The sequence below is a fragment of the Bifidobacterium sp. W8110 genome (assembly GCF_016101375.1).
Lineage (GTDB): Bacteria > Actinomycetota > Actinomycetes > Actinomycetales > Bifidobacteriaceae > Bombiscardovia > Bombiscardovia asteroides.
In genome coordinates this window covers 600,556-618,789 of record NZ_JACFQO010000001.1, presented here as the reverse complement: position 1 = coordinate 618,789, position 18,234 = coordinate 600,556, and the positions used below count along the sequence as shown (strand labels likewise).

The following is an 18,234-nucleotide window of genomic DNA, read 5'->3' as shown; positions in this document are numbered from 1 at the left end:
ATGCCGGAGTATCCGCAGGCGTGGTCCTGGTGGCCATCTTCGGATCGGCTCTGATCATATCCAAGCAGGAGATCTAAGCCAGGTCAGGCCTATACCCGGCCCGGCTCCTGACCGCTGACGGCCTGCACGGCCATATGGGCAAAGGCCCTGACAGAGGCATCCAGTGAGTAATGTTCCTTGGTATGTTCGGCGTAGCGTCTGGACCAGACTGCAAAGACATCAGGATGGTCTATCCACCAGTCAATTTGCGCAGCTAGTGCCTGAGCCTTGCCGACTGGGAAGAGCGAGTGCTGCGTCAGGGCGAAGTGTCCTGCGGCACTCAGGCTGGATCGGGCGATGATCGGGACTGCGCCGCAGGCCATCCCCTCCAGGACGCTGACGGATTCCAGATCCGCGATGGATGGGTGGACCAGCAGGTCGGCCTGCCTGAGCAGATCAGGCATGGTCGCGTTCTGATGGAATCCAATCGAAACCTGCATGCCGGCCAGCTGCCGGGCGGCTTCCGCTCTCAGCCGGCGCTCCATGGGACCTGTACCTGCTATGGTCAAGCGGATCCTGTATTTGTTCCTGCACAAGGCCAGAGCATGGATCAGGGTCAGATGATCCTTTTCCCGAGCCAGCCTGCCAGAGGCCACGACCTGGATCAACCGACCGGATCGCTGCCGCTCGTATCGGTCACCAGGGTTGAACCTAGGCTGGTACCCGTTGGATATGACGTGCAGACGGGCCTTGTACCCATGCGAGCGCAGCAGGTCGGCCGTCAGCTGAGTGGGAACGTGGATGTGCCCGACATGGTCGTAGAGCCAGAACCGAAAGAGCCGGTAGATGGCCGCATCCACCCCGGGCAGCCAGCGCAATGGGCCTGCGGAATAAGTGATGTTCTCAGGCTGAATGTGAAACCCTGCGGTCACCGGTATTCCCATGGACCTGGCCTGTGCCAGGGCGGCCCGGCCGAAGGCGAAGGGCTCATAAATATGAACCAGGTCAACACCGGTAAAGGCCCTTCGGAAGAGTTCTGGATCAGTACGAGCAAAGCTCATCTGCTGCCTGGCCGCCACACGGGAAACCAGAGGAATTCGATGCACCCGTGCCGGATACTCGGTCGATCCCACCCCCACCAGACGAACCCGATGCCCAAGAGCCTCCAGACCCTGGGCGTATTGGATGGCGGAGTTGGAGGTCCCGTTGCCCCTGTTGCCAAAGGAGTCCAGAACCAGGGCCAGCGTCAGGCGATCAGGATCCCTCATCAGCGTTCCCTCCGCTGTTCATCATTAGCAGACTTGGGCCGAACCAAAATAGAGCAACGACCCGATTGCACCCACTATTAGTAGGAGAAGGCCGGGACGGCCGCCCCACGATAGTAGCGGTTGATGGCATCCGCCACATATCGGCTGTGATAGGCGGAGACCAGAGCCTTGTATGCGGGGTCGTTTTTGTCGGCCTGCCTGGCCACGATGATGTTGACATAGGGGTGATTGGCTGGCGATTTGAGATCGCCGGGCACCTGGTAAATAGCATCCTGGATCTTCATGCCGGCATCCAGGATGAAATTGGTGTTGGTGATGCCGGCCGCATAGTCAGGCAGAACCTTGACGATTCCCGGTGGGTCGACCTGGTCCAGGACCAGCCCACGCGGGTTGTCGACGATGTCTTCGGGAACCGGCGTGGTGGCCTTGGGGTCTCGCAACCCGATCAGTCCGGCGCTGGCAAGCACTTTCAGGGACCGGCCCAGGTCGATGGGATCGCTGGGAATGGCCAGCCGCTCGCCATGCCCTATCTGGTCGACGCTCCGGTACTTCTTTGAGTAAAGGTTGAGCGGTGAAATGTAGGTGTCGCCGATGGCGGCGAACCGGTATCCGTGCTGCTTGGTCTCCTGCTCCAGAAAGGCATAATGCTGGAAGGCGTTCAGGTCGATCTCACCGTTGGACAGTGCCTGATTGGCGTAACGCCCGTATTGGAAGGAGCGAAGCTTGATTGTTATGCCAGCCCGGCGCTGGTCCAGCTCGTGCTGCACGGCCTTCCAGATCTCCTCATCGGCGTCGCCCACCAGACCGATGCTGACCTCCCGCTGGCCGCGCTCGGGCTGGTTGACCTTGACATAGGCCACGCCCATCAGGACGGCGACCACCAGGATGACGACCGAAACCGCCGCCAGCTCTCGCTTGGCTCTGGTTCTTCTGGTGCTCATATCCGTCCTCCTTCATCGATGGAACCTATCGCATCAGGAAACCTTGAAAGCCGGCAGGCAGGCGCCCTTGTAGACACGGACGATGGTGTCGGCCACAGGCTTGGAATGATAGGCGCGCACCACCGCGGCATAGGTGGGGTTGTCCCGCTGATCCTTGGTGGTGACGATGATGTTGATGTAAGGCTTGTTGGCCGGGTTCTGCAGATCGTAGGGAACCTCATGGATGGCATCGTGCACGCTGCGACCTGCGTCAACCACGAAGTTGGCATTGGTGACCCCTCCCGCATAGTCGGGCAGCAGGTTGAGGATGCCGGCCGGATCCACCTGCTCGATATGCAGATGCCTGGGGTTATCCACCACATCCTCGGGCAGCGGATTGGTGGCCTTGGGGTCGCGCAGCCCGATCAGATTGGCATCGGCCAGGACCTTCAAGGCCCGGCCCATATTGGTGGCGTTGTTGGGGATGGCCACCCGGTCGCCGTCCTGGAACTGCGAGGGCTTGGCATAGCGCTGTGAATAGAGGTTCATGGGCGAGATGTATGTATTGCCAAGCACGGCCAGCTGGTAGTAGTGAGTCTTTACATCGTCCTCCAGGTAGGCGTAGTGCTGGGCGGCATTGAAGTCCACCTCGCGGTTGGCCGTGGCCTGATTGACGTAGATTGCGTCCTGGAATGGTTTGAGCTCAATCCTGATGTTTTCGCCCCGCCTATCCAGCTCCGCCTGGACAGCCTTCCAGATCTGATCGTCCGAACTGCCGATGACGCCGACCCTGACGACCTTGACATCGGCACCTACCTGGTTCAAACGGACATCGGTACCTACCACCAGCGTCAGCAGGAGGACGATGACCAGGCTGAGCGCCGCCAGCTGGACCTTGGCTCTGTTCTTTTTGCCAACGCGACTACGACCGACCACGATAATCTGACCTTTCCCGGATTGCTCAGTGTTCGACGACCTCGGCCAGAAGCCGGCCGAACAGTTCGATCAGGGCGATGAAGATAACCAGCACAATGATGGTGGCGATGGTCACGTCGTTCATGGATCGCTGGTAGCCCAGACGGATGGCGAAATCACCCAGGCCACCGCCGCCAACGATGCCCACTGTGGCGGTCTCGCCCACCAGGCTGACGATGGTGATGGTGGTCACCCGGATGATTGAGGGGATGCCCTCACGCAGGTAGACGTGCCAGATGATCTGCCAGGTGGTCATGCCCATGGACTCCGCCGCCTCGACATACCCGGGGTCCAGACCGGCAAGGGCCGACTCGATCTGCCGGGAGAAGAAGGGGGTGATGCCTACAACCAGCGGGAAAATCGCCCCCTTGGGCCCGATGGCCGTACCCATGAGCATCCTGGTCACCGGCACCAGGGCCGCCGCCAGAATGATGAAGGGGATGGAGCGGAAGAGGTCGATCAGTTTGTCCAGGATGGTGAAGACCAGGCCGTTGTGACGGATGCCGTCACGTCGGCTGATGATCAGCCCCACCCCGATGATCAGAGCGAACAGGAAGGAGATCACCCCGGAGACACCGACCATGACCAGGGTCTGAACCATGCTGCTGAAGAACTCCGGCAGTCGGCTCATGACGTTGGGGAACCAGGTGGTAAGCAGGGACGTCATGACTTGAGAACCTCGATTCCGATGTTGCGCGAGCGCAGGTATTCCATGGCCTGACGGATGTTTTCGGGGTCGCCGCCCATCCTGACCACAAGTCCGCCCAGGGGTGCCCCCTCCACAACATCGATGTCACCGAAGATGATGTTGACATCCAGATTGTAGCGACGGCTGATGGTGGAGACCAGGGCCTCGGAGACCTCCTTGGATACATAGGACATGCGCATGAGAATCTGCCCGGGTTCAAGGGCCACCAGAGGCGAATCGGCGGCCATCAGATCCCTGACCTTGTCCAGGTTGGAGGTGGTGGCCACGAAGGATTTGGTCAGCCGGGCCTTGGGGTCCGCAAAGACGTCGAAGACCCTGCCCTGCTCCACGATGACGCCCTTATCGATGACCGCCACGCGGTTGCAGATCTGCCTGATGACCGACATCTCGTGGGTGATCATGACCACGGTGATGCCCAGCTGGTCATGCAGATCACGCAGCAGTTGAAGAATGGAGCGCGTGGTGGTCGGATCCAGTGCGCTGGTGGCCTCGTCGCTGAGCAGGATATCCGGCTCGTTGGCCAGGGCTCGGGCGATGGCCACCCGCTGCTGTTGGCCGCCGGAGAGCTCAGCGGGATAATGATCGGCCAGCTCGGTCAGTCCCACCAATTCCAGAAGCTCGGACACCCGGGCCCGTCGAGACGCACGGTCACGGCCACTCCCCCGCAGAGGGAGGCCAACATTGTCAGCCACCGTCCTGGAGGGCATCAGGTTGAAGTGCTGGAAGATCATGCCCGTACGACGCCTCAAGTCCCTCAACTCGGCCGGAGCCAGATCCTTGACCTCGCGGCCGCGGACCTTGACGCTGCCCGAGTCATAATCCTCCAGCCCGTTGATGCAGCGGACCAAGGTGGACTTGCCCGCTCCGCTCAGGCCAATAATGCCAAAAATATCCCCAGTCTCGACGGTCAGATCAATGTCGGCCAGGGCCGTCTTATCTTCGTCGTCGTCGCTGTGATAGGTCTTGGTCAGGTGCTCCATCCGCACCGCCGGTGTCCGCTCGCTCACGTTCCCGCCTTCCCTGGTCGACTGGATGACATGGTAATCGTCCCGGCGGCCAGCGGACAAGCAAGCCCCTATAGGTGTCGGTTATAGGCATGTATCGATGACCCATCTTCTTGGTCGACGGGTCGGTGGCAGAATATGGGTATGAGCGCATCCGGTCAGCAACGGATTATCAACATCATCAATCCAGGGGAGCGACCGTTCGGCTCTCCCCTGGGGCCAAGACCCACACGAGTCCTTCTCCTAGGCGCCGGCGAACTTGGACGCGAGATCACCATCAGCCTGATGCGGCTGGGTGCCTGGGTGGGTGCGGCGGACTCATATTCCGGCGCGCCGGCCACCCAGGTAGCCCATGCCGGCTACCAGGTGAAGATGAGTGACCCACAGGCTCTTGAGGAGCTGATCGACAAGGTCCATCCCGATTTGATCGTGCCCGAGGTGGAGGCCATTGCCACCGACCGCCTGGTCGGTGCCGCGACCCGGGGCATCCAGGTGGTGCCTGCCGCCCCCCTGGCGGCCATGTGCATGGACCGCAGGGCCCTACGAGTCTTCGCCCACGAGCAGGTGGGCCTGCCCACCACCCCCTACCGATTCGCCGACTCTCCCGAAGAGCTGGCCAGCGCGGCGAATCAGGTGGGCTACCCATGCATGGTCAAACCACTGATGAGCTCCTCCGGCCACGGACAGACCTTGGTACGCAGTAAAGAGGGCTTGTTACAAGCCTGGAATTCGGCAATGACCGAGGGCCGTGCAGCCACCAAGCACCAAGGTAAGGCCGAGGTCATTGTGGAGGCCCTGGCCCCCCTGTCCCATGAGCTGACCGTACTGACCGTGGCTTCCTCTGCGGGCGTGGCCACCTGCACGCCCATCGGCCAGCGGCAGGAGGACGGGGACTACCGGCTCTCCTGGCAACCGGCGGAGCTCAATCCCGACATCCTGCAGCAGGCCCGGAACATGGCCACCCGGCTGGTCCAGGCCATGACCTCCCTGGCCCACCAGAGTGGCGAGACCGGTTGGGGTATTTACGGAGTGGAGATCTTCGTCCTGCGCGACGGCTCACTGCTCTTCAACGAAGTGGCCCCGCGCCCCCATGACACCGGCATGGTGACCATGATCTCCCAACGGCTGACTGAGTTCGACCTTCACGCCCGAGCCATCCTGGGCATTCCCGTCCATCAAGAGGATCTGGCCCTGAGCCTGCCGGAGGGCACATGCGCGGTCAGCCGTCCCATCCTGGTCAAGGGCCAAGGACCGGTCAGTTTCCAGGGTTTGCCGCAGGCCCTGGACCACCCAGGCACTGATCTGCGTATCTTCTCCAAGCCCGAAGTGCATGGTCAGCGTCGCATGGGCGTAGTCCTGGCCCTGGGTCCTGACCTGCAGACCGCCACCGGGCGTGCCGAAGCCGTGGCCAGCGATCTGAAACCCCGGGTGGGCGCGGGGATGTAACCCCGGCTTGCTATGGTGGTCGTGTCCCAAGCAGTGCAGAAGTTTCCAATTCGCAACAAACTCGAGGAAGGCGAACAGTGGAAAAGTTGGGAATGCGCTATCAAGGCAAAGCCAAGAAACTGTACGAGACGGATGACCCGGACATACTCTGGGTTGAGTACACTGACCAGGCCACCGCGGGGAACGGGGCCAAGAAGGCCAATATCGAAGGCAAGGCCAGACTGAACAACAGGATCACCACGGTGATATTCTCCCTGCTGGCCCGCCGGGGCATCCCCAGCCACTTCGTACGCAGCATCTCGGACACCGAACAGCTCAACCGCCGGCTGGACATGTTCCCCCTGGAGATCGTCATGCGCAACCGGGCCGCAGGCTCTTTCGCCACGCGATACGGGGTTGCGGAAGGCACCACCCTGAGGCAGCCGGTGCTGGAGTTCTTCTACAAGTCCGATCCTCTGGATGATCCGTGTATCAACCGGGACGACATTCTGGCCCTGGGACTGGCCACTGAGCAGGATCTGGACATCATCGCCGCTAAGACCCGGGAGATCAACGGGGCACTGACCGGCATCTTCCGCGCCATCAACGTGGAGCTGGTGGATTTCAAGATCGAAATGGGCAAGACCGGATCGGGCATCATCCTGCTTGGTGACGAGATCACCCCCGACACCTGCCGGCTCTGGGCGATTGGCAACAATAATGACGGCCATGTCACCCACCTGGACAAGGATATCTTCCGCAGGGATCTGGGCAGCATCATTCCGGCCTATCAAACCATTCTGGACGGGCTTACCGAATTGGAGGAGCGCGAAAGCCAATCGAACAGCTGAATCGGTCGACCCGGAAGCGAGCATATCGCCTCCGGGTTTTTCATTGGTCCCCAACCAGTCCATCGCGAAAGGATCCATTGTGCTCTTCCGTGTCTATACCGAGAAAAAGCGGGGCTTTGACCAGGCCGCCGACAGGCTTGCCGAACAGCTGCGCACCCTTCCGGGCGTGCAAGGGCTGACCGGCCTGCGCATGATCAACCGTTACGATCTGGAGGGAATCGACGAAGACCTCTTCAAACGTTGCCTGCCCACGGTCTTCGCCCAACCCCAGACCGACCTGGTGGCCACCCGATTGGAGGAAGCCCTGCGCATGAAGGGCTCCGAAAACCTGCCGCCGCTGGACTCCCCCATGCTCTTTGCCGTGGCCCCCCTGCCCGGTCAGTTCGACCAACGAGCCGACTCCGCAGCCCAGTGTGTCCAGCTAGTCGGCCAGGGCGCCCGCCCCCTGGTGGCCACGGCCACTGTCTACCTGCTCCAGGGCGAGCTGGATGCCGGGCAGATTAAAGCCATCCGCAATTATCTGGTCAATCCGGTCGACTCACGGGTGGTGGGGCTGGAGCAGCCCAAGACCCTGGCCATGCCTGACGAGGATCCTGATCCAGTGCCCGTGTTGGAAGGGTTCCGCGATCTGGGTGATTCTGAGCTTAAAGCGCTGATTGACAAGCTGGACCTGGCCATGGATCTGCCGGATATCCGCTTCTGCCAGGACCACTACCGTCAGGAAAAGCGAGACCCCACGCTGACCGAGCTCAAGGTGATAGACACCTACTGGTCCGACCACTGCCGACACACCACCTTCAACACCAGGCTGGAGCGGATCGAGGCGGATAACCCCCAAGCCCGTAGCACGCTGGAACAGTATCGGGCAATCCGCGAAGAGCTGGGCCGCCAGGACCGGCCGGAATGCCTGATGGACATGGCCACCATCGGAGCCAGGTACCTGCAGAAGCAGGGCATCCTCAACGACATGGACCAGTCCGAGGAGGTCAATGCCTGTACGATCCGGACCAAGGTCGATGTAGACGGCCAGGATCAGGACTGGCTCTTCCTCTTCAAAAACGAAACACACAACCATCCCACCGAGATCGAGCCATTCGGAGGCGCCGCCACCTGCATCGGCGGAGCCATCCGCGATCCCCTGTCCGGAAGGGGCTATGTCTACCAGGCCATGAGGGTCAGTGGAGCAGCGGACCCTCGTCAGCCCCTGGACCAGACCCTGCCGGGCAAACTGCCCCAGAGCCGGATCGTCCGTCAGGCGGCCGATGGCTACTCCTCCTATGGCAACCAGATCGGACTGGCCACCGGTCAGGTTCGGGAGATCTACCACCCCGGCTATGCGGCCAAGCGGATGGAGGTTGGCGCAGTGGTGGCCGCCACCCCGGCCGACCATGTGATCCGTCGTCGACCCGCCCCCGGCGATCTTATCATCCTGGTGGGCGGAAGGACCGGCCGCGATGGAATCGGCGGCGCCACCGGGGCCTCCAAGTCCCAGGACGAGCAGAGTCTGGAACGTTGCGGGGCCGAGGTGCAGAAGGGCGATGCCCCTGAGGAGCGCAAGCTCCAGCGCCTCTTCCGCCGCCCGGAGGCAGCCAGGCTGATTGAACGCTGCAACGACTTCGGAGCCGGCGGCGTTGCCGTAGCCGTGGGCGAGCTGGCGGACGGGCTGAACGTGGATCTGGACCGGGTGCCGCTCAAGTACCAGGGGCTGGACGGGACCGAAATCGCCATTTCCGAGAGCCAGGAACGCATGGCTGTGGCCTTGGCTGCCGAAGACGCACCAGCCTTCATCGACTATGCCCGACAGGAGGACCTCGAAGCCACCGTCATCGCCGAAGTCACCGAGGAACCCCAGCTGCGAATGACCTGGCGATCTGAGACCATCGTGGACATCCCCCGATCCTTCCTGGCATCCAACGGCGCCCCTCATAAGGCCGATGCCCAGGTGGCGGTCCCTGCTCCCTACCATGCCCCCTTTGAGGTCCAAGGCAACCTGGACGCACGCATGAAGGCCCTGCTTACAGACATCAATGTCTGCTCCCAGCAGGGTCTGGCTGAGCAGTTCGACTCCACCATCGGCGCAGGCACCGTCCTCATGCCCTTCGGCGGAGCACGGCAGCTGACACCGGCCCAGGCCATGGTGGCCAAGCTGCCGGTGGATGGGCACACCACCACCGCCTCGGCCATGGCCTGGGGATTCAACCCCTGGATCAGCAGCCAGGACCCATACACCGGCGCCTACCTGGCTGTGGTCGAAAGCCTGGCCAAGCTGGTGGCCAGCGGCTTCAGCCGGTCCCAGGCCCACCTGAGCCTGCAGGAGTACTACCCCAAGCCCGGTGACGACCCCCGACGCTGGGGCCTGCCGGTGGCAGGTGTCCTGGGAGCTCTCCAGGCTCAGCTGGATCTGTCCGTGGGTGCCATAGGCGGCAAGGACTCCATGTCCGGCAGCTTCGAAGACCTGGATGTGCCGCCCACCCTGATTAGCTTTGCTGTGGCCCTGGGACGAGCCAAAAATGCAGTCTCCCCCGAATTCAAGGCAGCGGACCGCCAGATCTACCTTTTGACACCCGAATACCAGGAGGAAGGATTGCTGCCCGACCCGGAGAGCCTGCGGACCGTCATGGACCAGGCTGAGGCGCTGATCAGCCAGGGCCTGGTGGATGCTGCAGCCACTCCGGGCTACGGATGCATCGCCCAGAACCTGCTGGAGATGTGCCTGGGCAACAGAATCGGACTGGACCTGGCATCAGACACTGCCATACCTGCGCTATTCCGCCCCGCCTATGGGAGCTTCATTCTGGAGACCTCAGGCCCAGAGCCCCTCTACATTCATAATTCCGGCCTGCATCTGCGCCTCCTGGGGCACACCCGCGAGGATTACCGCCTACGCTGCGGCAGCGAGAGTCTGGACCTGGCCGAACTCGAGGAAATCCGCGCCGAGGGTCTGGAATCGATCTTTCCATACCGGGGCCAGGGCGACCCTGTGCCGACCATCGGCCGCACCGATCGCGAGCCCGGCAGGCCAGCAGCACGCAAAACCAAGGGACCTGCCAAGACAGCCCGACCCAGGGTGGTCATGCCAGTCTTCCCCGGCACCAATTGCGAGTTCGACTCAGCTCGGGCCTTCCGGGACGCTGGAGCCCAGGTGGATACCGTGGTGATCCGCAATCTGAATGCCCAGGACGTGGCCGAGAGCTCCCGCCGCCTGGCCCAGGCCATCCGCAGCAGCCAGATACTGATGCTGCCAGGAGGTTTCTCCGGCGGCGATGAACCCGACGGTTCGGCCAAGCTGGTTGCATCTTTCCTGCGTTCGCACCAGGTTGCAGATGCCCTGCAGGAGCTTTTGCATGACAGGGACGGGCTGGTTCTGGGCGTCTGCAACGGCTTCCAGGCGCTGATCAAGCTGGGCCTGGTCCCTTATGGCAAAATCGTCACCGGTTCGCCCGAGGATCCCACCCTGGCCGTCAACACCATCGGTCGGCATCAGAGCCGTCTGGTCCATACTCGGATCAGCTCCACACGCTCCCCCTGGCTGAGCGCCTGCCGGGTGGGAGATATCCACACCATGCCCATCAGCCACGGCGAAGGGCGGTTCGTGGCCGAGCCCGGCCTGCTGCGTACCCTGATCGACCGAGGACAGGTCGCTGCCCAGTATGTAGATGAGCAGGGCCGTCCCTCCATGAATCCGCTGATCAACCCCAATGGATCCGACATGGCCGTCGAGGCCATCACCAGCCCGGACGGCCGGGTGCTGGGCAAGATGGGCCACACGGAACGCAGCGGCCCTGACCTGTATCTCAACGTGCCCGGAAAGCATACGCAGCCGCTCTTCCAGTCGGGGGTGGACTACTTTGCCGCCTAGGGGAAAGGACATAGACCATGTCGTTGGAGCTTGAAGGCATCCACGAGGAGTGCGGGATCTTCGGGGTCTGGGGCCACCCCGACGCCGCACGGCTGACCTATTTCGGCCTGCACGCCCTGCAGCATCGCGGCCAGGAAGGCGCCGGCATCGTTTCCAACGATCAGGGACACCTGATTGGAAGACGGGGTCTGGGCCTATTGACCCAGGTCTTCCCGGACGAGTCCAGCCTGACACCGCTGACCGGGGACCGGGCCATTGGCCATGTGCGCTACGCTACGACCGGATCGGGGTCCATCGAGAACATCCAGCCCTTTGTCTTCCGCTTCCATGACGGGGACATAGCCCTGGCGCACAACGGCAACCTGACCAACTGCAACAGTCTCAAGGCGCAGCTGGAGGATCAGGGAGCGATTTTCCACTCCAACTCCGACACCGAGGTGCTTATGCACCTGATCCGACGCAGCCCTGAAAAGGACTTCATGGCGGCACTCAAACAGGCCCTGCGCCAGGTCCATGGCGGCTTCGCCTACCTGCTCATGACAGAGGATGCCATGATCGGAGCCATGGATCCCAACGGCTTCCGTCCCCTCTCCCTGGGCCAGCTGCCAGGAGGGGCCTACGTCCTGGCCTCGGAAACCTGCGCACTGGACCTGGTCGGCGCCACGCTGGTGCGGGACATCGGCCCCGGCGAAATCGTCCGGGTGGACGACTCGGGCTACAGCATCGAGCGCTATACCGATCAGACCTGCCTGTCCATCTGCTCCATGGAGTTCATCTACTTCGCCAGGCCCGACTCCAACATTTATGGGGTCAACGTCCACTCGGCCCGCAAGCGGATGGGGGCCAGGCTGGCCTGCGAAGCCCCGGTGGACGCCGACATGGTCATCGGGGTGCCCAACTCCTCCTTGTCCGCAGCCTCCGGCTATGCCGAAGCGGCCGGGCTACCCAACGAGATGGGGCTGATCAAGAACCAGTACGTGGCACGCACCTTCATCCAACCCAGCCAGGCCATGCGCGAACAGGGCGTCAGGATGAAACTGGCCGCTGTACGCGGAGTCGTAGCCGGCAAACGAGTGGTGGTCATCGACGATTCCATTGTCCGAGGCACCACCTCACGCAGAATCGTCCGTCTGCTCCGGGAAGCCGGGGCCAGCGAGGTGCACATGCGCATCGCCTCACCGCCCCTGCGGTATCCCTGCTACTACGGCATCGACATCCAAAGGACCTCCGAACTGATCGCCGCCAAGAAGTCCGTGGAGCAAATCAGAGAAGCCATCGAGGCCGATTCCCTGGCCTACTTGAGTCTGGACGGTCTGGTGGATTCAATCGGCCTGGGCCGTGATGCACCCTACCAGGGACTCTGCGTGGCCTACTTCAATGGAGACTACCCAACGCGGCTTGACGACTACGAGCAGGGCTTCCTGGCTTCGCTGACCCCAGAGGACCGGGCCCGGCTGGAAGCCTCCAAGGGATCCTACGGGCTTGACATGCCTGCAGGGTCGGGGCAGAAAACAGACCAATGAGCATTAGCGAAAAGCAGAACAGACAGCGCAGAGAAAGGGGCACCCATGCCGAAGGCATATGAGCAGGCCGGGGTATCGGTGGAGGCCGGATACGAACTGATCGACAGGATCCGTTCCCATACGGCCAGAACCCATAGGCCGGGCGCCGGAGACATCGGCGGCTTCGGCGGCGACTTCGACCTGTCTGCGCTCAATTACCGCCATCCGGTCCTGGTCTCGGGCACTGACGGCGTGGGCACCAAGCTGATGGTGGCCCGGGAAGCCGGTCGCCATGACACCATCGGTCAGGACTGCGTGGCCATGTGCGTCAATGACATCATCGCCCAGGGGGCCGAGCCGCTGATCTTCCTGGACTACATAGCCTGCGGGCACAACGACCCGGCTCTGCTGGAGCAGGTGGTCAAGGGCGTGGCGGACGGCTGTGTCCAGGCCGGGGCCGCCCTGGTAGGCGGGGAGACCGCTGAGATGCCCGACATGTACCAACCCGACGAGTACGACCTGGCCGGATTCACCGTGGGTGTGGTCGAACGGGAGTCTCTGGTGGATAGTTCGGCCATCAGAGAGGGCGACCAGTTGATCGGCCTGCCATCCTCGGGAGTCCACTCCAACGGATTCTCCCTGATTCGCCAAGCTCTGCTGGACCAGGGGGGCATGAAGCTGGAGGATCGGCCCTACCAGCTTGGAGGACGGACCCTGGGTGAGGAACTACTGACACCCACCCGAATCTACGTCAAGGCCCTCCGCCCGCTCTTCGCCTCCGGCCTGCTCAGGGGCGCGGCACACATCACCGGAGGCGGCTTTGTGGAGAAGGTACCCCGGATCCTGCCCGAAGGGCTGGCCGCCAGCTTCAACCTGGATGCCTGGAAGGTGCCGCCCATCTTCACGATGATCGAGGAGATGGGCAGGGTCGACCATCTGGAGATGTACAACATCTTCAACATGGGCATTGGGATGGTTCTGGTCGTTTGCCCTGATCAGCTGGACCAGGCACGCGCAGTCCTGGATGAGGAGCAGGAGCCCTACGCCCTGATCGGACAGGTGGCGCGTGCTCAAAACGGCCAGCAGGTCATCCTTAATGAAAACGGTCGTCAGTAATAGCGAGAGGAGCCCATCATGGCGGACAAGGTACTGGTCATCGGGTCGGGAGCCAGGGAGCACGTTATCGCCACCACCCTGCTGGCAGGGCCAGGAGTGGATCGGGTCTGGTGCGCCCCGGGCAACCCAGGCATGGAGCCTGACGGCATCGGCCTGCTGCAAGGGGATACCTCACAGCCTGAAAGACTGATTGCTGCAATACGCGAGCTGGGGATTGACTGGGTCTTCGTCGGACCCGAGGCTCCCTTGACGGCTGGATTGGTCGACGCCCTGCAGGCTGCCGGCATCCCGGCTTTTGGACCCACCAAGGCTGCGGCCCGCATCGAGGGATCCAAGGGCTTTGCCAAGGATCTGATGCGCAGGCATGGGATCCCAACCGCCGACTATGCGGTCTTCCATGACCTGGAGACAGCCAAGGCCTATGTGCGCTCGCACGGCGCGCCGGTGGTCATCAAGGCTGACGGGCTGGCAGCAGGCAAGGGGGTGACGGTGGCCGCCGACCTTGACCAGGCCATGCAGGCCCTGGATGCCATCTTCATCGATCATAAGTTCGGGCAGGCCGGAGCCCAGGTGGTCATCGAGGATCAACTGGTGGGTCAGGAGTGCTCGCTCATGTGCTTCGTGCGGGGTGAGCGGTTCTGGCCCATGCCCCTGTCCCAGGACCACAAACCCGCCTATGACGAGGATCGGGGTCCCAACACCGGCGGCATGGGGGCCTACTCCCCTCTGCCGCAGTTCGGACCGGAACTGACCCAAAAGGCCCTGGATACCATCGTCGCCCCCACCGTCCGTGCCCTGGCCCAGGAAGGCAGTCCCTTCACCGGGGTTCTTTACACGGGATTGATGGTCACCGACAAGGGCCCTGAAGTCATCGAATTCAACGCGCGGTTGGGCGACCCGGAAACCGAGGTGGTCCTGCCCGCCCTGACCAGCGACCTGGGCACGGCCATCCGCACGCTTATGGAGGGCGGAGAGCCGCAATTCACCTGGGACGACTCCCACAGCCGCCTGGGTGTGGTCCTGGCAGCCCAGGGATACCCCGGCAATCCCAAGACCGGGGTGCCCGTGCCCTTGATCGCTCCGGAGAAGGACCTGAGAGCCTACTACGCCGGAGTGTCCGGCTCGGCTTCAACTGGCCTGATGTCCTCCTCGGGAAGGACCGCCCTGGTTGTGGCCCAAGGTGACGACCTGGCCCAGGCAGCCCGCCGAGTCTATGACCGGCTGGATGGATTGTCGATGCCCGGCCTCTTCTATCGGCACGACATCGGCCACCGCGGCCTGGAAGCCTAGTTGGCCGAGCTGGTTGAGCCCTCGCTGTCCTTATCCTGGTTCTGCTCCTCCTGGCGAGCTTGCTCTTTTGCCTGCTCCTTGGCCTGACGCTCCATTTCGGCTTTCTGCCGGGCGGCATCCGAACGGCGGGTGGGCGTGGCGGTGAAGCCGGTTCCCTGCAGGTAGTGCTTGCCTGCCATGATGTCGTACTGGATCAGCTTGTAGTCATTCAGGAGCTGTCGGGTGGCCCGGTCGAAGTCACGGGCGTTCATGGGCTGGCCCTGGGCATCCAGATAGTTGGTCTGCCCTGCAGGAATCCTGTTCCAGTCCTGGATCTGGTTGGCCACCGGAGGCTCGATGGCGCTGATCTTTTCGTGCAGCTCGGTCAGGAAGGCTGTGAAAGGCGAAACCTTGGCACCCATGTGCTCGGCCGCCTGGGCCTGGAAGAAGTTGGGCGAGGAGTAGGCGCTGTTGCTGACCTGTGCTCCCGAGGAATCCGAGGCCTTGTTGGACCAGATGAAGTAGTCGGTCAGATGCAGGGCCAGGGAGTTGCGCTCGTCCCAGCTGGCCGTGCCATAGATGCCTGGCAGATGATCCCCGTAGAAGACCACTGTGACCGGCTTGCTCTGGGAGTCCAGACTGTTCAGGAAATCGCCAGTGGCCTGATCGGTCAGACTGACCCCCTTGGCGTAGGTGCGGATGGATTGCATCTCATCGTCGCCTAGAGGCCTGTCGGGGTCGGAGGAGTCGACCGAGAAGTTGTTGTCGTCATACCAGTCGTTGTAGGGCATGTGGTTCTGCATGGTGATGACCTCAACGAACTGGTTGCCCTTGTCGTCACCCATCTGCTCCAGGGCGGAATCGTAAGCGGAACGATCCCCCACATACTGGCTGCGGTCGATGCGGTCCTGGTGGGCTATCTGGTCAGGGCCAGTCAGCGAGTAGAAGTGGGAGAAGCCGAACTTCTTGTAGTTCTCGGCCCTGGAATACATGGAGGACTCGTAAGGATGGAAGGCCAGGGACCTGGATGGCGACCCCCAGGCCTGGTTGACCGTGGGTATCCAGTTCAGGTGAGGGATGACCTGCTGATAGGGGGAGGTCAGCGAGGGATCGAAGTTGGCCATGGACAGGCCGGTCATGGCCTGGAACTCCAGATTGGCCGTGCCCCCGCCGTAGCCGGAGGAGAGCATGAGCCCGCTGGTGGTGCCCTCCTTGATGGATCTGATATGAGGCATGGGGTCCTGGTTCAGTGTGACGCCCGGTACCCGAGTGGGATCCGAGAAAGACTCGGAAAGAATGTAGACCAGGCTCGACTCATTCATATAGGACTTGCGGTCTTTGTTTATGCGGTCCGCCGAAAGCTGGTAGCGGCGGGCCAGAGACCGCATGGTGGCACGGCTGTATCCTGCGGGCTGATCCATGACCTTGGGGCGCAGCTGCCGGGAGAAGGACACGAAGACCCCGTTGCGCTGGGCATCATAGACCGAATCCCACATGGAGGGTATGTCGCCCATGAACTGTGAGAAGCGGTAGGCGGGGCTGCCGTAGGTGCCCACAGTGGACATGAAGAGCGCCACCACCAGGACGGGGACAAGGACCCCTACCGTACGCAGCCCGGCGCCCAGGGGCTTGTTGCCAGTGTCCACCGGACGTCCGCGACGGGCATCCATCCGTGTCACCATCCAGCAGAGCACTCCGAGAACGACCAGGGCCACGACCCCCAGCCCGATCATGAGCAGGGACCGGGCCGGCAGGAAGGAGACCAGGTTGGCCGCATCCGCATGGAGGAAATCCAGATCGGAGGGCAGAACGGCCTCGTAGCGGGCGCGCACCTTGAAGCGTTCAATGATCGCAATCACCGCGCAGATGGCCAGGATCAGCCCTGACGCCACCCAGAAGCGATTGGTCAGGTAGGCCAGAGCCAGGTAGACCAGGCCCACGGCCAGCATGTTGAGCACCAGGACGAACCGACGCTGGGTCCACATAGCCGAGATGAACCCCCAGAAGCCGATCAAGGGATTGGACAGCTCTACGCGGGAGCTGTTCAGGGAGACACCCCACTGCAGAATACCCACCGACAGGAAGTCGATCAGGATGAAGGCGAGCAGGTAGACCCACCCACGCACCCGAAGACGTCCGGTCATGTTCTGCATCCAGGATGTCCACCGGCCGGGCTGACGCTTACGATCCTTCACCGCTTACTCCTGACTTTGGCGACTGGGCCCAATGGGCCTTTTACCGATACCTGTGCCATTGTTCCCATCAAGGACGACAAGCCCCCCGTGAAAACACCCCTCAGCGAACACGGAGAGCGAGCTGGCCCATCAGGCCTTGGCACCCGGCACCTGATGGACCAGGGCGCTGATCCAATCCTCCAGGTTCCGGTACCTTTCGGGGCGCTGCTCGCTGACCTCGAAGACCGGCAGATGGGCCTTGCGCGCCTCAATGGCCAGATCCTTGGAGGTTCGATTGACTTCCTGAACGTTGAGCACCAGCATGTCCAACCGCCCGGAGGTCAGCAGATGGCGGAAGGCCACCAGGTCCTCGGGCGAGGGCTCGCTCTCGTTGGCTGCCGCCCGCAGGTAACCCTCGGGGGTCAGATCCTCCATGCCCAGATCATGACAGAGATAGTAGGCAGCTGATTCCGTTGCAGCATAGTGCCGGCCCTGAGTCTGCTTGCGTGCATCAGCAATCAGATCGTCGAGCCGGGCCTGTCGACCCTGCCAGTCCTGGTAGGCCTTATCAAAGTCGGCCTCGCGACCTGGGCGCAGCTGCCGGTAGGCCTCATGCACGGCCTTGGCCGCTGCCCTCCTGCTCTGGGAGGAGAACCAGAGATGGGGGTTGTCGCCGGCCTTGCGCCCCGATGCCTTGGATATGTCCACCAGGCTGGCCTGCCCGGTTTCAGCAGCCTTGGCCGCCCAGTCGTCGATACCGGCCCCGTTGACAATGACCAAATCGGCACGGCTGATCCGGGCGATGTCGGCCGTTGTCGGCTCATAGTCATGGGCGTCAGTCGAGGTGTTACTCAAAATGGTATCCACCCGGGCCTGGTCGCCGCCCAGGTCCACGGCAAGGGACTGCCACTGATTGATGCTGGTAACCACTTGCAGAGTGCTGGACTTTGCGGTGGACGGGGATGATTCGCTCTTCCCGCAACCAGTCAGACAGGTCAGCAGGGTCAGTCCGACCAGCAGGGCTGCGGCCAAGGTTCGGGTCCGACGGAAGCGTGGACTGCTGGAGTGCATGGATGCGGATTCCTTCCTGGCGACGGCGAGATATGGGCTTGTTGCCAGACCTGCCGAACGTTACTGAGATTGATTATCAATAAATCTACCATAGACGAACCTGTGACCGGAA

13 protein-coding genes are annotated in these 18,234 nt (G+C 62.4%); 6 read left to right on the top strand and 7 right to left on the bottom strand.

Translation table 11 applies throughout. The features are described from left to right. Positions 1 to 89 precede the first annotated feature (89 nt). The 5 genes from H3T88_RS02585 to H3T88_RS02565 form a co-directional block, all read right to left on the bottom strand. On the bottom strand, positions 90 to 1,247 hold the full coding sequence (locus H3T88_RS02585) for a glycosyltransferase (protein ID WP_198203422.1): 1,158 nt from the start codon (positions 1,245 to 1,247) through the stop codon (positions 90 to 92). Between the two features lie 77 nt (positions 1,248 to 1,324). Continuing rightward, a complete protein-coding gene (locus H3T88_RS02580) occupies positions 1,325 to 2,188 on the bottom strand; it encodes a MetQ/NlpA family ABC transporter substrate-binding protein (RefSeq protein ID WP_198203421.1) in 864 nt (287 codons plus the stop codon). Positions 2,189 to 2,221: 33 nt separating this feature from the next. Beyond that, complete coding sequence (locus H3T88_RS02575; RefSeq protein WP_198203420.1) at positions 2,222 to 3,103, bottom strand: MetQ/NlpA family ABC transporter substrate-binding protein; 882 nt, start codon at positions 3,101 to 3,103, stop codon at positions 2,222 to 2,224. Between the two features lie 25 nt (positions 3,104 to 3,128). Beyond that, entirely contained in the window at positions 3,129 to 3,809 is a 681-nt protein-coding gene (locus H3T88_RS02570) for a methionine ABC transporter permease (RefSeq protein ID WP_015022164.1), read from the bottom strand. Continuing rightward, positions 3,806 to 4,858, bottom strand: coding sequence for a methionine ABC transporter ATP-binding protein (locus tag H3T88_RS02565; RefSeq protein ID WP_198203419.1), 1,053 nt, complete (start codon positions 4,856 to 4,858; stop codon positions 3,806 to 3,808). The genes H3T88_RS02570 and H3T88_RS02565 overlap by 4 nt, the downstream gene beginning before the upstream one ends. Positions 4,859 to 4,993: 135 nt before the next feature. Here H3T88_RS02565 and purT point away from each other — a divergent pair, with 135 nt between their 5' ends. From purT to purD, 6 genes are all read left to right on the top strand, one after another. Then, the gene (gene purT / locus H3T88_RS02560; protein ID WP_415873713.1) at positions 4,994 to 6,301 is read left to right on the top strand and encodes a formate-dependent phosphoribosylglycinamide formyltransferase; all 1,308 of its coding nucleotides are present in this window, start codon (positions 4,994 to 4,996) and stop codon (positions 6,299 to 6,301) included. A gap of 77 nt (positions 6,302 to 6,378) precedes the next feature. Beyond that, a complete protein-coding gene (purC, locus tag H3T88_RS02555; RefSeq protein WP_198203417.1) occupies positions 6,379 to 7,131 on the top strand; it encodes a phosphoribosylaminoimidazolesuccinocarboxamide synthase in 753 nt (250 codons plus the stop codon). 79 nt (positions 7,132 to 7,210) lie between these two features. Beyond that, entirely contained in the window at positions 7,211 to 10,990 is a 3,780-nt protein-coding gene (locus H3T88_RS02550; RefSeq protein WP_198203416.1) for a phosphoribosylformylglycinamidine synthase, read from the top strand. Between the two features lie 17 nt (positions 10,991 to 11,007). Further along, positions 11,008 to 12,513, top strand: coding sequence for an amidophosphoribosyltransferase (gene purF / locus H3T88_RS02545; RefSeq protein ID WP_198203415.1), 1,506 nt, complete (start codon positions 11,008 to 11,010; stop codon positions 12,511 to 12,513). Between the two features lie 45 nt (positions 12,514 to 12,558). Continuing rightward, on the top strand, positions 12,559 to 13,608 hold the full coding sequence (gene purM / locus H3T88_RS02540) for a phosphoribosylformylglycinamidine cyclo-ligase (protein ID WP_198203414.1): 1,050 nt from the start codon (positions 12,559 to 12,561) through the stop codon (positions 13,606 to 13,608). A gap of 18 nt (positions 13,609 to 13,626) precedes the next feature. Further along, complete coding sequence (purD, locus tag H3T88_RS02535; protein WP_198203413.1) at positions 13,627 to 14,898, top strand: phosphoribosylamine--glycine ligase; 1,272 nt, start codon at positions 13,627 to 13,629, stop codon at positions 14,896 to 14,898. Here the strand turns inward: purD and H3T88_RS02530 are convergent. Together H3T88_RS02530 and H3T88_RS02525 are read right to left on the bottom strand one after the other, a co-directional pair. Continuing rightward, positions 14,895 to 17,072: an LTA synthase family protein gene (locus tag H3T88_RS02530; RefSeq protein ID WP_015022172.1), complete on the bottom strand. Its 2,178-nt coding sequence runs from the start codon at positions 17,070 to 17,072 to the stop codon at positions 14,895 to 14,897. The two genes, purD and H3T88_RS02530, sit on opposite strands and share 4 nt — an antisense overlap. A 129-nt stretch (positions 17,073 to 17,201) precedes the next feature. Beyond that, positions 17,202 to 18,122, bottom strand: coding sequence for a metal ABC transporter solute-binding protein, Zn/Mn family (locus H3T88_RS02525; RefSeq protein WP_015022173.1), 921 nt, complete (start codon positions 18,120 to 18,122; stop codon positions 17,202 to 17,204). Positions 18,123 to 18,234 lie beyond the last annotated feature (112 nt).

Coding starts and splice junctions, on each gene's coding strand:
- H3T88_RS02585 (WP_198203422.1), bottom strand. CDS start 1,247: ATGAGGGATCCTGATCGCCTGACGCTGGCCCTGGTTCTGGACTCCTTT.
- H3T88_RS02580 (WP_198203421.1), bottom strand. CDS start 2,188: ATGAGCACCAGAAGAACCAGAGCCAAGCGAGAGCTGGCGGCGGTTTCG.
- H3T88_RS02570 (WP_015022164.1), bottom strand. CDS start 3,809: ATGACGTCCCTGCTTACCACCTGGTTCCCCAACGTCATGAGCCGACTG.
- purT (WP_415873713.1), top strand. CDS start 4,994: ATGGGTATGAGCGCATCCGGTCAGCAACGGATTATCAACATCATCAAT.
- purF (WP_198203415.1), top strand. CDS start 11,008: ATGTCGTTGGAGCTTGAAGGCATCCACGAGGAGTGCGGGATCTTCGGG.
- purM (WP_198203414.1), top strand. CDS start 12,559: ATGCCGAAGGCATATGAGCAGGCCGGGGTATCGGTGGAGGCCGGATAC.
- purD (WP_198203413.1), top strand. CDS start 13,627: ATGGCGGACAAGGTACTGGTCATCGGGTCGGGAGCCAGGGAGCACGTT.
- H3T88_RS02525 (WP_015022173.1), bottom strand. CDS start 18,122: ATGCACTCCAGCAGTCCACGCTTCCGTCGGACCCGAACCTTGGCCGCA.